Annotated in this window: 12 protein-coding genes; 6 read left to right on the top strand and 6 right to left on the bottom strand. The window is 60.9% G+C overall.

Translation table 11 applies throughout. The features are described from left to right. A partial coding sequence (locus DBR30_RS22650; protein WP_375135863.1) for an AMP-binding protein occupies positions 1 to 547 on the bottom strand: 547 nt, incomplete at its 3' end. A 227-nt stretch (positions 548 to 774) separates the two neighbouring features. On the opposite strand from DBR30_RS22650, the gene DBR30_RS19495 reads away from it, so the two are divergent. Beyond that, complete coding sequence (locus DBR30_RS19495; protein WP_375061541.1) at positions 775 to 1,278, top strand: hypothetical protein; 504 nt, start codon at positions 775 to 777, stop codon at positions 1,276 to 1,278. A 38-nt stretch (positions 1,279 to 1,316) separates the two neighbouring features. On the opposite strand, the gene rimI is transcribed toward DBR30_RS19495, so the two are convergent. Both rimI and DBR30_RS19485 read right to left on the bottom strand, forming a co-directional pair. Continuing rightward, a complete protein-coding gene (rimI, locus tag DBR30_RS19490) occupies positions 1,317 to 1,766 on the bottom strand; it encodes a ribosomal protein S18-alanine N-acetyltransferase (RefSeq protein WP_005340505.1) in 450 nt (149 codons plus the stop codon). A 109-nt stretch (positions 1,767 to 1,875) separates the two neighbouring features. Further along, on the bottom strand, positions 1,876 to 2,310 hold the full coding sequence (locus DBR30_RS19485; protein WP_108541509.1) for a DNA polymerase III subunit psi: 435 nt from the start codon (positions 2,308 to 2,310) through the stop codon (positions 1,876 to 1,878). A gap of 313 nt (positions 2,311 to 2,623) precedes the next feature. Between DBR30_RS19485 and DBR30_RS19480 the strand changes: the two genes are divergently transcribed. From DBR30_RS19480 to DBR30_RS19470, 3 genes are all read left to right on the top strand, one after another. Further along, on the top strand, positions 2,624 to 4,237 hold the full coding sequence (locus DBR30_RS19480) for an ATPase RavA domain-containing protein (RefSeq protein WP_108541510.1): 1,614 nt from the start codon (positions 2,624 to 2,626) through the stop codon (positions 4,235 to 4,237). 9 nt (positions 4,238 to 4,246) lie between these two features. Beyond that, entirely contained in the window at positions 4,247 to 5,701 is a 1,455-nt protein-coding gene (gene viaA, locus DBR30_RS19475) for an ATPase RavA stimulator ViaA (protein ID WP_108588489.1), read from the top strand. A 227-nt stretch (positions 5,702 to 5,928) separates the two neighbouring features. Beyond that, a complete protein-coding gene (locus tag DBR30_RS19470) occupies positions 5,929 to 7,776 on the top strand; it encodes a tetratricopeptide repeat-containing diguanylate cyclase (RefSeq protein WP_108541511.1) in 1,848 nt (615 codons plus the stop codon). 141 nt (positions 7,777 to 7,917) lie between these two features. On the opposite strand, the gene DBR30_RS19465 is transcribed toward DBR30_RS19470, so the two are convergent. After that, complete coding sequence (locus tag DBR30_RS19465; protein ID WP_108541512.1) at positions 7,918 to 8,640, bottom strand: SDR family oxidoreductase; 723 nt, start codon at positions 8,638 to 8,640, stop codon at positions 7,918 to 7,920. A 429-nt stretch (positions 8,641 to 9,069) separates the two neighbouring features. Here DBR30_RS19465 and prfC point away from each other — a divergent pair, with 429 nt between their 5' ends. Next, the gene (prfC, locus tag DBR30_RS19460) at positions 9,070 to 10,659 is read left to right on the top strand and encodes a peptide chain release factor 3 (RefSeq protein ID WP_085942070.1); all 1,590 of its coding nucleotides are present in this window, start codon (positions 9,070 to 9,072) and stop codon (positions 10,657 to 10,659) included. Between the two features lie 248 nt (positions 10,660 to 10,907). Here the strand turns inward: prfC and DBR30_RS19455 are convergent, their stop codons facing one another. Both DBR30_RS19455 and mdtH read right to left on the bottom strand, forming a co-directional pair. Beyond that, the gene (locus DBR30_RS19455) at positions 10,908 to 11,819 is read right to left on the bottom strand and encodes a bifunctional helix-turn-helix transcriptional regulator/GNAT family N-acetyltransferase (protein WP_108541513.1); all 912 of its coding nucleotides are present in this window, start codon (positions 11,817 to 11,819) and stop codon (positions 10,908 to 10,910) included. Between the two features lie 139 nt (positions 11,820 to 11,958). Next, positions 11,959 to 13,155: a multidrug efflux MFS transporter MdtH gene (gene mdtH, locus DBR30_RS19450; protein ID WP_005340523.1), complete on the bottom strand. Its 1,197-nt coding sequence runs from the start codon at positions 13,153 to 13,155 to the stop codon at positions 11,959 to 11,961. Between the two features lie 92 nt (positions 13,156 to 13,247). Between mdtH and DBR30_RS22645 the strand changes: the two genes are divergently transcribed. Further along, the coding region (locus DBR30_RS22645) for a LysR family transcriptional regulator (RefSeq protein WP_258224516.1) at positions 13,248 to 13,778 on the top strand (531 nt) is incomplete at its 3' end.

Raw genomic sequence — 13,778 nt, 5'->3', positions numbered from 1 at the left:
AGATCAGGGTCAGCAGATCATCCATCCGGTACTGGGTTTCCCGTACTCGCAGCTCTTGCTCGCTGGGCTGATGGTTGCCGGAGACCAGAAATGTCTGGAAGTGGCTCGCCTGCTCGCAGCCGCGCAGGTTGACGCTGCCGTCGAGGGCGATGAGCTGGCGGATCTCGCCGCTTTCAATCAGTTGCAGCGCCTGATCGAACTGAGGTTGTTCGCCAACGAACAGCACCTTGATGCCGGCATCTTTGACGATGTAGCGCAGCTGATCGAGCGTGCTGGTGGGGTAGATAGGGACGCTGACGCCGCGGGCGGCAAGGATGCCGAGATCGGCCTGGGTCCACTCCGGCATGTTGCGGGCATAGATGCCGACCATTTCGGTTGGCTGGTGGCCGGCACGGATCAGCGCCTGTGCGCAGTAGTCCATGGCCTGGCCCAGAGTACGCCAGCCGATGGCGCGCCACTGGCCATCTTGCTGAACCCGCAGGGCAGCCTTGTTGCCAAGCTGGGCAATACGTTCACGCATCAGTCGAACCAGATGAAGCTTCGGCATCAGTTAAACATCCTTTAATTACAGTTGTACGCCCGCGAGGGCACTAAAAATCGGGCTAGAGTTTAAACTCCAACATTACAGCTTACAAGTGTTCGCCGTTTGTCTTGGATCACAAAGAGCGCAAATAGCTCTCCCTTTGCGCAGACTGGCCGATACTGCTAGGAGGCAGAGAGAGGGTTAACGATATGAATCTGTGGGTGAAAGGGGCGTTGGCCGCGGTCGGGCTGATGGTGGTGGGGGGCGCTGCGTTTTGGTTCTTTGCCGGAACGTCATCACAGGGGCCCGCCAATCCCTGGTATCAGGGGGCCGAGGGGTATCAGCAGGCGCAGCAACAGGCGCTGGCGTTGGGCTATCCGCTGCTCTATGTGCTGGAGACCCCCAAGTGCCGCCGCTGCGGCGATCTGGAGAAGAAATTCTGGCAGAGCAAGGAGATGGCTGGCCCGCTTGCCCGGTTGGTGAAAGTGCGGCTCAACCCGGGCAAGGGGGATGGCAGCGAGCAGCTCCTGCGCCGCTTTCCCAAAGTCGCCACACCGCCTGGCATCTATATCCAGCAGCCGGGGCAGCCCCTCAGACCCATCAAGATAGTGGTGGATATCGATCAGATCTGGATGCCGGGAAAAACCTGGCAGCGTGGCTTCTATATGCCGCTCTCCGGGGCCGGATTCGAGGCGGTGGTGCATACCACCCTGGCCTTGCAGGATCCCGCGCTGGACAACGCCCCCCTCGATTGAGGGGGGACAAAAGGCTTGGGCGCGACGAACAGGCTGGATCAGCCGAAATCGAATAGTCGCGACATCAGCACCGCATCTTCCCTGTCATTGCCGGTGCCGTAGTAGTCGGCGCGGCGGCAATACTCGGCAAAACCGGCGCTCTCGTAGAGGTTGATGGCGGTCTGGTTACCGGCCCGCACCTCGAGAAACCAGGCCTCAGCCCCGGCTTGCTTGCTGCGCGCCAGATAGGCCTGCAACAGCGCCCGTCCCAACCCCTTGCCCTGAAACGCCGGATGCACACAGATATTCATCAGCGAGCTGTCACCGGCCACCAGATCCGAGATATAGAAGCCCGCCGGGCGACCATCGACCAGCATCAAACCGTTGAGATAGCGAGGACCGAAGCAGGAGAGCAGGTTGGCCTCACTCCACGGCTCCTTGTGAGCGGCTTGCTCGATGGGGTAGACAAGGTCGAAATCGCTCTCGAGCAGGGGACGAAACTCAGGCATGAGGGCTCCGGATGGCAAGATGTTGGGCACTGGGGTTGGCAGAGGTGGCATTTGTAAAATCAGGTAAAAAGAGCGGCATCACAGTGGGTCTTGGCGGCATGATGCGGGATCACGCCGCGTTGGCCGCAAGGTGTTGGCGCAGCTGTTGCCACAGGGCGCGCTTTTGCGCGGCGCTGGGGGCGAGCGGGCAGATCAGCGCATTTGGCCGCGCGGGGTTGGCCTCCGTCAGCCAGAGCAGAGGGGAGGCGCCTGCCGTTTGCAGATCGGCAGGCGGCAGCTCGCTGAGCAGTGAGACCTCGTTGGGAGTCATGCCGAGCAACTGGCAGATATCCGCCAGCAGCGTGGTGGCAGGCAGCTGAGGCGCCAGCAACCAGAGTTTGCCGCTGGGCAGCGGAGCGCGGGTGGCCGGTGCCGTGTGGCTCGGCTGTGTGGCATCTTGCGCAAGCTCGGGAGCGGGTGCTGCACCCAGCAATGCCGGACGACGCAGTTGCCAGCTTTGAATGCCCATGCGGGCCAACATGCTCTGACGAACGGGATCTTGCATTTGAGGCGACTCACTCTTGATCTGCATTGGGGAAAATTGTGTTGCGCAGGGTACACTCGAACCGCTTTTGCTGCACCCTTTGCAACGCATCATCTGGCGCATGCGGGCATGGTGCCATCATGAAACTGGCCATGCATGGGCGCAGCACGCTGCCGATACGGTATCACGCCGACCTTGCGTTTTTTCCTGCCAGAGGTGGGTATTGTGCGGCAAGAGATACCAGAATAAACATCATAACAAGACAAAACCCAAGGTCGAGCAAATGGATATCGCGCCTTGGGGCTAACATCATCCCAGCTTCGGAACACTCTCTATGTCGTCTTTAGCTCAAGCCCAGAACCCTGCGCGTCTTATTCCCATCCAGGAGCGCTTGCCCCGGCTGCTGGCCGCCCTCGGTGAGGGACTCTACGAACGGCAGGATGCCCTGCGCCTCGGTCTGCTGGCTGCCCTCAGTGGCGAGAGTGTCTTCTTGCTGGGGCCACCCGGTATCGCCAAGAGCCTGATCGCCCGCCGTCTCAAGCTGGCCTTTCACGACGCACGCCACTTTGAATACCTGATGACCCGTTTCAGTACGCCGGAGGAGGTGTTTGGCCCCCTCTCCATTCAGGCGCTGAAAGAGGATGGCAAATACCTTCGCCTCACTGCCGGCTATCTGCCGGAGGCTGAGGTGGTGTTCCTCGACGAGATCTGGAAGGCGGGTCCCGCCATTCTCAACACCCTGCTCACCGCTATCAACGAGCGGCAGTTTCGCAATGGCGACAGCCAGCACCCCATCCCGATGCGCTTGCTGGTGACCGCCTCCAACGAGCTGCCAGCGCCGGATAGCGGGCTGGAAGCGCTCTACGACCGGATGCTGGTGCGGATCTGGATGGACCGGGTGCAGGAGAAAGCCAACTTTCAATCCATGCTGGCCAGCGATGGCCACGCCCACCAGAACTTGCCGGAATCCCTGCAGATCCGGGGGGATGAGTACGAGCAGTGGCAGGGCCAGATTGAACAGGTGCGCTTGCCGGATGCCTGTTTCGAGCTTATCTATCAGCTGCGCCAGCAGCTCGACAGCCAGCTGGCCCATCGCTGCTATGTGTCGGATCGCCGCTGGAAGAAGGCGGTACGGCTCATCAAGGCGAGCGCCTTCTTCAATGGCCGCGATGAGGTCGCACCGGTAGATCTGCTGCTGTTCAAGGATTGTCTCTGGCATGACGAGGAGTCCCGCACCGCCCTGCTGGAGATGATGACCGAATTCTCCCGTCTCTACGGCTATCAGCAACTGGCGATGACCCGTCAGCTACTCGCCCTTCGGGATCAGTTCAAACAGCTCAAACAGAGCGTGGCCCAGCGCCTGTGCACAAAGGCCCGGCAACGCAAGCAGTGGTTTGGCCGGCGGGCTCGGGGCATCGAGATCCCGCTCGCCAATGCCAGACCCTTTGGCAAGCAGGTGCACTTCCATCTGCTAACCCCGGCGCCGCTGGATGGCGGCGATCCTGAACGGCTCACCCGCACCCTGGTGTTCGATCGCACCTTGCTCTCCCACTGGCGCCCCACCGGTGAGGCGCTGGTGGGTTATGAGTTTGGCAACCCGAAAGAGGGGCATTACGAGCTGGTACTGGACGATGAGCTGCGGCTGCAGGTGCTCGATATCCAGCGCCAGCAGATCCCGCTGGTTTTGATGGAGCGCAACGCCATCCCCGAGGTGGTGCTGGCGCCCTGGTTGCAGTCGCTCGACGAGCTGCTGGTTCAGGTCGGCAAGGTGATGCAGGAGCTTAAACAGCAGCGCAGCCTGTTCGAGCGTCACCAGCAACACCTCTTTATCGCCCAGCGCTGGCTGCAGCAGGTGGAAGACAGCTTCTTCGTGCTGAACCGGGATCTCGAACTGCTGCGCAGCGAGCTGACCCAGTGGCGCGAGCGGTTGCCAAGGCTGGACGAGTAAGGAGCGCTCATGCTTGAGATCGGCATGCTGGATCTGGGCCTTCTCATGGGAGAGGGTGAGCTGGCGGGAGAGGTGGTGGCGCTGCTGGCGGCCTCGCCCAAGATTTCCGAATTTATCAAACGCTCCCCGCTACAGGGCAAGCTGCTGAAAAAGCGCCTGCAGAGCTGGGGCGAGCAGCTTGGTGAGGAGATCCGTCACAAGCCGGTGCCGGTAGCGCTGGAGCAGGAGTACCTGCTCTATCAGGCGCACCGGCAACTGCCGATGACCGAGCTGATTGGTCGCCTGCCGAGCCTGCTGGAGTCGTTGGAGCAGTACAGCCCCTTCGCCGGTGAGGCCCGATCCTTGGTGCGCCAGCTGACCGCTCACCCCACCGAGGGGCTGCGCCAGCTCTTTATCGACAAGTGGCGCGCCAGTCTGGTGGGGAGCCTGCTGCAACTGCAGCAGCAGATCGCCGAAGCGGAGCGGGAGAAACAGCGTCAGGAGATTGAAGATCAGCTGCTGGCGAGCCGCACCCTGGCCGATGCCCTCGATCCCAACCAGATCTCCGCTGGTGGTCTTTGGGATCTGGCGCAGGGGCACTGGCACAAGCGCAGTCTGGTGCTGGTCAAGCAATACGCCCGCATGTTGCAGCGTGAACCCTTGCTGGCGGAGATTGCCGGCCTGCTCGGGCGCAGCGAGCGGGATCGGCGGGCGCAGGAGCAACCTGTGCCGCCGGTTCAGGTGCTGGAGCTGGAGCCCGCTCCCAGCGACGATGTGCCGGACGATCTGGTGGGTATCCATCAGGCGAACGATCTGATGAGGTTATTGCCAAGCGAGGCGGTGATGCTGGGGCTGCCGGAGCTGGAGCTGGAGTTCTATCGCCGCTATCTGGAGCGGCGTCTGCTCAGCTACCAGTCGCGAGGCACCTTGCCGCGTCAGCGCATCATGCTGCGCACCCCGGAGCAGGGTGGCCAGCAGTTGCAGCAACGGGGCCCCTTTATCGTCTGTGTCGATACCTCCGGTTCCATGGGGGGCTATCCCGAGGAGTGTGCCAAGGCGCTGTTTCTGGCGCTGCTCAAGGTGGCGATGGATGAGAAGCGCGGCTGCTACCTGATGCTCTTCTCCACCGAGGTGGCGACCCTCGAGATCACCGCGGATACCGGTCTAGACAAGGCGGAGCGCTTTCTCTCCATGAGTTTTCACGGCGGTACCGATCTGGTGCCTTGTCTGGAGAAGGCGCTGGCCAAGCTCGATGATCCCGCCTTTGCCAAGGCGGATGTGCTGGTCATCTCCGACTTTATCGCCCAGAGCCTGCCCCATCCCCTGCTCGATCAGATGAACCGCTATCGCCAGCGTCAGACCCGTTTTCACGCCGTCGCCATGTCCCGCCACGCCAAGCAGGCGCTGTTGCGGGTATTTGACAACAGCTGGCTGCTCGATTGCGGCCTGCGCGGCCGACTGCTGCGGCGCTGGCAGCATCACTAGTGACCGGGAGGGGGCAACCCCTCTTGGGTTGTTATCCCGCCCCCTCTTTTTCGCTGTGCATCCCCGCTTTTATTCCAACGCGATGATATCGCAGTAAAATGTGACTAGCCTGCCATTCGGGCTCTCTGTCCGGGTGATAGCCTTTACAACCATTGTTACAGGGCAAAAGATGATGATTTTCCGGCATCGGCTTGCCCGATGATCTTTCCCATTGACCCGGAGTGTGTATGAGCCGACTTGCCTTGCTGCTGTTGCTGGCGGTGTTCGGGCTGGCAGCTAAACCCTTGTCCCCCGAGCAGTTGGAAAATGAACTGGGAGGGATGGAGCGGGTCTACCAGCCGATCGAGTTGTTGCGGGAACGCGTTGCCCGTTTGCAGCGGAACGGCAACGCCTATCCGCCGTCGCAGCAGATGCGGATCAGTCGTCTGGCTTGCTGGGCCCAATCAGCCGATGACATGCAGGAGTCCCGTACCGCCATCGCCAATGCGGAGCGGATGCTGGCCATTGCGCGCGAGCAGGGTGATGACGCCGCCGTGGCGGAGCTGACGATTTGCCGCGGCTGGTTCAATCAGCTGCTCGGCGAGGTAGCTAAGGCTCGTCACGATTACGATGAGGGGCTGCGGCTGGCAAGAGAGGCCGCCTTGCCGAAGCTGGAGGCGCTGGCGCTGGCCCGCCGGGGGGGCATGCTGTCTTTTCAGGGGGTCTCAGGCCAGGGGCTGATGGATCTCACCAAGGCGCACAATATCTACGAACAGCTGGGGTTGCCCACCTGGTATCACCAGGCGCAGCTCGAGATTGCAGCCACATTTCGTCGTATGGGTCTCTATGCCGAAGCGCTCGCCACCCTCAACCGGTTGAGCGAACACTTTGCCAGGAGCCATGATGGATTTGGCTCGGCAAGGCTAAGTGATCAACTGGCTATGGTCTATCTGCAGACCGGGCGTTATCAGGATGCGCTGGGCGAGCTTGAACGCAGTGCGGCCTTTTATAATCAGCCTCAATATCTGATTGAGCATGCCGAACGCATGGTGATGCAGGCCGAGGCTCTGCTCGGGCTGGATCGCCCCGCTGATGCCGGACGCTTGCTGGCACAAGCGGCGGAGGTGCTCTCTCCCGATGTTGACCCCATCCTCCATGCGCATCTCGAGCTGGTGCGGGCGAGGTTGAGAGTCGAAGAGCAGGAACCAGTGCCAGCCTTGCGTGCGCTTGAGAAGATTGAGCCGATTTTGAAGGTGGAAGGGCACGTACGCTTTTTGCTCGAGCTCTACTGGGTGCGCAGCCGGGCGCTCGAGTTGCAAGGTGACTATCCGGCGGCGCTGGCCGCATTGCGGGAGCATCTGGTGCAGGAGCAGCGGCTCGATCAGCTGTTACGGGAACAGAGCACGGCCTGGGTTCGCGGCGAGTTTGAACTGGCCCGTCAGGAGGGGGAGAACGAGCGACTGCGAGTCGAGCAGCGACTGCAGCAGCAGGAGCTGGAGCAGGTCAAGGAGCGTCGTTTCTGGCTGCTGGTGGTGATGGTGCTCTGCGGGGTACTGGCGCTGCTGACGATGGGGTGGCTGCTTGATCGCAACCGTCGGATGCGTCGTCTGGCCTTTACCGATGAGCTGACCGGCATCAACAACCGCCGTCGGGTGCTGCGGCAGGGCAGTGATATGTTGGCGCAGGCTCGCAGGCAGGGCTCGCCATTTTGTCTGCTGGTGTTCGATATCGATCACTTCAAGCGGATCAACGATACCCTGGGCCATCACCAGGGAGACAGGGTGCTGCAATGGGTCTCTCGAGCGGCAGATCGTCAGCTGCGGCACCAGGATCAGTTGGGGCGTACCGGCGGAGAGGAGTTTTTGATCCTGCTGCCGGATACCAGCCTTGAAGAGGCGTGCCGGGTGGCTGAGCGGATCCGTCACACGGTCGCCAATCGGGCGCTGCCCGGCATGTCGTACCCGGTAACCATCAGTATCGGATGTGCCTCTCTGCGAGACGATGATCAGGATCTGGCTGCCTTGATCCAGCGTGCCGACAATGCGCTGTATCGTGCGAAAGAGGCGGGGCGCAACCGGGTGGAGACAGACGAGTGACGGGCTGGGTATTGTCACTCAGCAGGGTGTCATCGCTATTGGGGAGCACACTGATACGGCGATGAGACTCGCCCCCTGCGCTCGTTCTTGCCTGCGATGAGAGATTGGCAAGCGCGAGCGCAGAAGACCGTCAGAAGGGCTTTATGCCCAGGCGCTGCCACCATTGAGATGAAGCACTTCACCATTCATGTTGTTGTTGCTCATCAGGAATAGTGCGGCCTGCGCATAATCCTCTCCCTCTCCCAAGCGTTTCAACGGCAGGCTTTGCGCCACGGCAGCCACTTTTTGTGGGTCATTGCCCAGTGCTTTAAGCAGCATGGGAGTGCGCATGGGGCCCGGGTTGATGACGTTGATCCGACGGGGGGTCAGCTCGGTAACCAGACTGTGAGCCAGCGTTTCAACCGCGCCAGCTGCAACGGCAGGGAGTGCCTTACCCAGTTGTGGGCGGCGCGTCACCATCCCGGACGTGAGCACGATGGAGCCGCGTTCGGACAATTTGGGTGCTGCGGCGCGGATCGCATGAACACTTCCCCAGAAGCGGCTGTCCATGTTGATTTTCAAATCCTCGATGGCAGCGGTGAGAAAGCTGCCTGGTCGCATGACGGCGGCGGTGATGACGAGATGATCCAGCGAATCCAGCTGGTTGAAAAAGTGATTGACGGAGTCGACGTCGAGAATATCCAGTTGATGGCCACTGGCATTTGGGCCCAGTTCAGCCAGCGCAGTGGCAAGCTGCTCACGGCTGGAACCGCCGATAATGACCTTGGCGCCTTGCTCGATCGCTTGTTGGGCGGTGGCCAGGCCAAGACCCGAGGTACCACCGATAATGACGATCTGTTGATTGTGCAGGGTGGAATGTTTCATGTAATGACCTCTCCATTATGTAGATACGATTTACATATTTGTAGCTGGATAGGGAAAGTCCAAGTATGAAAATTTATCAAGAGTGGTTGTTGCTGGCATGGGGAGGAGGCCAACTCCACGTAGTCCGGATGCTGCCATCCGATTCGGAGTGTTTGATTTTCTGTTCAGTTGGAACCTGTGGAACGGATGAGCGGCCAAATTATCATCTCTTGTCAGGCTGGGTATTTTTCACTCGCGCGGGTATAATGTCGCGCAATTTTGCTTTGACTCAGGCGAGAAGACCCATGTAACGCAACCCTCCTCCCTCTCTCCACCAGGTTGGCAAGACGCCAGCTGGCGTGGCTTTCGTTGCGTATACATGTGCCGTGAGCGGCATTCCGGATTTATTCCCACGGTGGCTGATGCCACCGCTCAATAGAAGAACGTTGAATTATGTCTGCTGAATTTCTGAGTGAAGTCTCCAAGAGACGCACTTTTGCGATCATTTCGCACCCGGATGCGGGTAAAACCACCATCACCGAGAAAGTCCTGCTGTTCGGACAGGCCATTCAGCGCGCCGGTACCGTCAAGGGCCGTGGCTCGGGCCAGCATGCCAAATCCGACTGGATGGAGATGGAAAAGCAGCGTGGTATCTCCATCACCACCTCGGTGATGCAGTTCCCCTATGCCGACTGTCTGGTCAACCTGCTCGACACCCCGGGTCACGAGGACTTCTCCGAAGATACCTACCGTACCCTGACGGCGGTCGACTGCTGCCTGATGGTCATCGACGCCGCCAAGGGTGTTGAAGACCGGACCCGCAAGCTGATGGAAGTCACCCGTCTGCGTGATACCCCCATCCTCACCTTTATGAACAAGCTGGACCGCGAAGTGCGCGATCCGATGGAAGTGATGGATGAGGTGGAGCGCGAGCTGAAGATCATGTGCGCCCCGATCACCTGGCCCATCGGCTGCGGTAAATCCTTCAAGGGGGTCTATCACCTCTACAAGGATGAGACCTATCTCTATCAGAGCGGTCAGGGCCACACCATTCAGGAGAAGCGGGTGGTCAAGGGGCTGAACAACCCGGATCTGGATGCTGCCGTCGGCGAAGATCTGGCCCGGCAACTGCGTGACGAGCTGGAGCTGGTGCAGGGCGCCTCTCCCGAGTTCGATCACGATGCCTTTATCGCTGGCGAGATGACCCCGGTCTTCTTCGGTACCGCACTGGGTAACTTCGGTGTTGACCACATGCTGGATGGCCTGACTGACTGGGCGCCGTCTCCCATGCCGCGCAAGGCCGAGAGCCGCGAAGTGGTGGCGACCGAGGAGAAGTTCTCCGGCTTCGTGTTCAAGATCCAGGCAAACATGGATCCGAAGCACCGTGACCGTATCGCTTTTATGCGTATCGTGTCAGGAACTTACTCCAAGGGCATGAAGATGCGCCACGTGCGTATCGGCAAGGATGTGAATATCTCCGACGCCGTGACCTTTATGGCCGGTGACCGTGAGCAGGCGGAAGACGCCTTCGCCGGTGACATCATCGGTCTGCACAACCACGGTACCATCCAGATCGGCGACACCTTCACCCAGGGTGAAGATCTCAAGTTCACCGGTATCCCGAACTTTGCGCCGGAACTGTTCCGCCGCATCCGCCTGCGCGACCCGCTCAAGCAGAAGCAGCTGCTCAAGGGGCTGGTCCAGCTCTCCGAAGAGGGGGCGGTACAGGTGTTCCGTCCGCTGATCAGCAACGATCTCATCGTCGGTGCGGTCGGTGTACTGCAGTTTGACGTGGTGGTTTCTCGTCTGAAGAGCGAGTACAACGTCGAGGCCATCTACGAGGCGGTCAACGTCTCCACCGCCCGCTGGGTGGAAGGGACCGACGTCAAGAAGTTCGAAGAGTTCAAGCGCAAGAACGAGGTCAACCTGGCCCTCGATGGCGGTGACAACCTCACCTATATTGCACCGACCATGGTCAACCTGCGCCTGGCTCAGGAGCGTCACCCCGACGTGGAGTTCCGCCAGACTCGCGAGCACTGATAATGGTTTGTTTGCCTGTTGGCAGATAATCAAAGAGACCCCGCTTCGGCGGGGTCTCTTGTTTTGTGCCGTTTTGCCTGTTTAAGGAGGGATGCAGGGGGTAATGATTCAGCATATACAGTCGCAAGCAGCCCTCACCCTAGCCCTCTCCCGGAGGGAGAGGGAACCATCAGAGGTCTGCCTGAAAGGTCGCGGAAGTGTTTTTGCCCCCTTCTCCCCTTGCGGGAGAAGGGTTGGGGATGAGGGAGCTACCCCAGTGTCAGCACCATGCAGATCTCGCAATCCCCGTGGCCGGTGCAGCCAAGGGGGCCGGGCAGGTGTTCAAAGCCCAGTGATTCGTAGAGGCTGGTGGCCTCGCGCAGTACTTCGGTGGTCTCCAGATAACAGCGTCGATAGCCCAAACCGCGAGCGGCATCCAGTGCCTGCAACACCAGCCGCTTGCCAAGGCCCAGTCCGCGCAGGGCGGGCATAAAGTACATCTTCTGCAGCTCGCAGACTGCCTCTTCTCCCGCCAATGGCGCGATACCGCCACCGCCGAGGATGGAACCGTCTGGTCCTTCGATGACCCAGTAGCGGCTCTTTTCCCCCTGATAGCTCTGGGAGAGGGTATCGAGATTGGGATCCGAGACCCCATACCCCTTGTCTGCGGTGAGACCATATTCGGCCGATACGGCGCGGATCACCAAGGCGATCTGGGCATTGTCCGCCGCCGTGATGGGGCGGATCTGGTAACCCCGCTGGCGACGGGCGCGGGAGAGGGCGCTGCGATAGAGCCGCAGCCCTTGCCACAGCTGCTCCCGCTCGGACAGGCTCAACTGTGCCAGCATCTCTTCCATCGCCCCGTCCATCTCCCGGTGCAACTCCAGCAGCATCCCCTGACCGTTGACGGTGAGGCGGGCCTCCTTGCTGCGGCCGTCGGAGGGGTGCGGATGCCAGCTGATGAGCTCCCGCTCGGCGAGGCGGGCCAGCGGGCGGCTGGCGTTGGATTTGTCGATGTGCAGCTTTTCTGCCAGTTGCTGGTTGGTGGCCGGGGCGTTTTCTAGCTCGATCAGCAGGTGAGCCTCGATGGGGGTGAGGGCCAGGTTGCCGCACTGCTGGGAGAGCATGCCGAGTTCGCGAACCAGATCGCGCGACAGGGCGCGCAGGGGGCGGGGATCCATATCGTGGTTTCCTTTTTAGTTGTGCATGACAACTAAAATAGCGTAAAAGTTGTAATTCGCAACCTTTTGCTGTGATGGCTTGCAGAATATGGGGTGAGCGGCAGCCCCGTTGATTGTGCTGCCGCTGGTGGGGCGGTCGTCAGGCGGCGGCTCTGATAGCCAGCTCCGGGCGGCGGGAGAAGCAGCGGGCGAGCAGCAACATGGTGGCGACGCCTATGGTGCCCAGCACCAGCCAGGGGAGGGCCGGTTGTCCCTGTTGCAGCGAGAAGTCATAGAGGGAGCCGCCGCCCACATAGCCGGTCATGCCCCCCAGCGCCAGTCCGAGGCGGCTGAAGCCCATGTAGCTGCCGCGGGCTGTGGGGTTGGCCAGCCGGGTCATCAGGGTCTCCCGGGCCGGTTCGCAGATGATGATCCCCAGATAGAAGCAGGCCAGCAGCACGAAGATGCCGGAGAGGGTGCTGACGAAGGCGACCAGACCTATTCCCACCGTCATCAGCAGGATACCCGCCATCAGCCGGCTCTCCAGCCGATAGCGCCGCTCGCTGAAACGGGCGATAGGGTAGAGCAGCGCCAGTGACAGCGCCGTTTCCAGGCTGTACATCCAGCCCACTGCCGTGGTGGTGCCGGAGAGCTGCTTGACCAGAATGGGGAAAATCAGCATCACCTGTACCCACAGCATGTAGTAGCCGCTCAGGATCAGTACCAGTCGGCAGAAGGCGCGATCCGCCAGCACCTGTCCCAACCCTTCCCGCATCGGAGTCGGTTTGACCGAGAGGCGGTAGGCGGGCAGCAGGGTCCAGTTGCAGAGAGCCGCCAGGGTGAAGAGCCCGGCGCCCAGCAGGCAGACATAGGTAAAGTCAAAGCGAAGCAGCCAGCTGCCTAGCAGGGCACCGGTGACTGCTCCCGCACTCTCTAGCATCATCAGCAGGGAGATAAAGCGGCCCCGCTCATGGGGACGGGTAAATTTGATCACCAGTGCGGCCCGTGGTGGGTCGAACAGGCAACCGCCCAGTCCGGAGAGGAAGCAGGAGAAGATCAGCATTGCGCCGCTGTCGGCCCAGGCCAGGGTGGCGAAGCCCACCGCCCGCAACAACATGCCGGTGACGATGAGCGGGCGGGCACCGAAACGGTCGGCCAGCGAGCCGCCGAAGATCCCCAGCCCCTGCTGGGTCAGCTGGCGCAGGCCGAGGGCCAGCCCCACCAGACCGGCGGCCCAGCCGAGCTGGTCGACGAAGCGCAGACTGATCATCGGCATCACTACAAAGAAACCCAGGATCACCAGTGTGGTATCCAGCGCCAGAAACCAGCGTCCCCAAAACCTCGCCCTATCGACCATAACGCCCTCTCATTCACAGATACCTTCATTCTGGAGAGGGTTTAGATATAGTGGTAGACGACAACTACCTATATTTCATATCAGGATTATTTATGTCTATGGATCTGGACGATCTGGAACTGCTGCTGGATGTGGCCGAGTTGGGCAGCTTCAGTCAGGCGGCGGCTATTCGTGGCTGGTCACAGCCGCTGGTGAGCCAGCGGATTGCCCAGCTGGAGGAGAGCCTCGGGGCGCCGCTGTTTCAGCGTCATCGACGCGGGGTGACGCCGACCCGTGCCTGCGAGGAGTTTCTGCCATCGGCCCGCTCTGCGCTGGCGATCCTGAGCGAAGGGCGACTGGCACTGCAGGGGGCGCCTGCGCTGCCTTGTATCCGTCTCTCCAGTCTGCCATCCCTCACTTCGGTGGTGTTTGGCTCGTTATTGATGGAGCTGGTGGATGAACCGTTCGAGATCCGCTGCACCACGGATCACTCCGGCGAGATCATGCAGTCGCTGCTGACTGGCGAGGCCGATATCGGCTTTGTGCTCAAGCGCCCGCCGGTTGCGGGCCTGCAGATGGAGCTGCTCTGTTGCTCCCCCATCATTGCTATCGCCTCGCCGTTGCATCCGCTGGCCGGTTGTCAC

This window comes from Aeromonas sp. HMWF017 (assembly GCF_003061465.1).
Classification (GTDB): domain Bacteria; phylum Pseudomonadota; class Gammaproteobacteria; order Enterobacterales; family Aeromonadaceae; genus Aeromonas; species Aeromonas veronii.
This window is presented reverse-complemented; position numbering and strand designations above follow the sequence as displayed.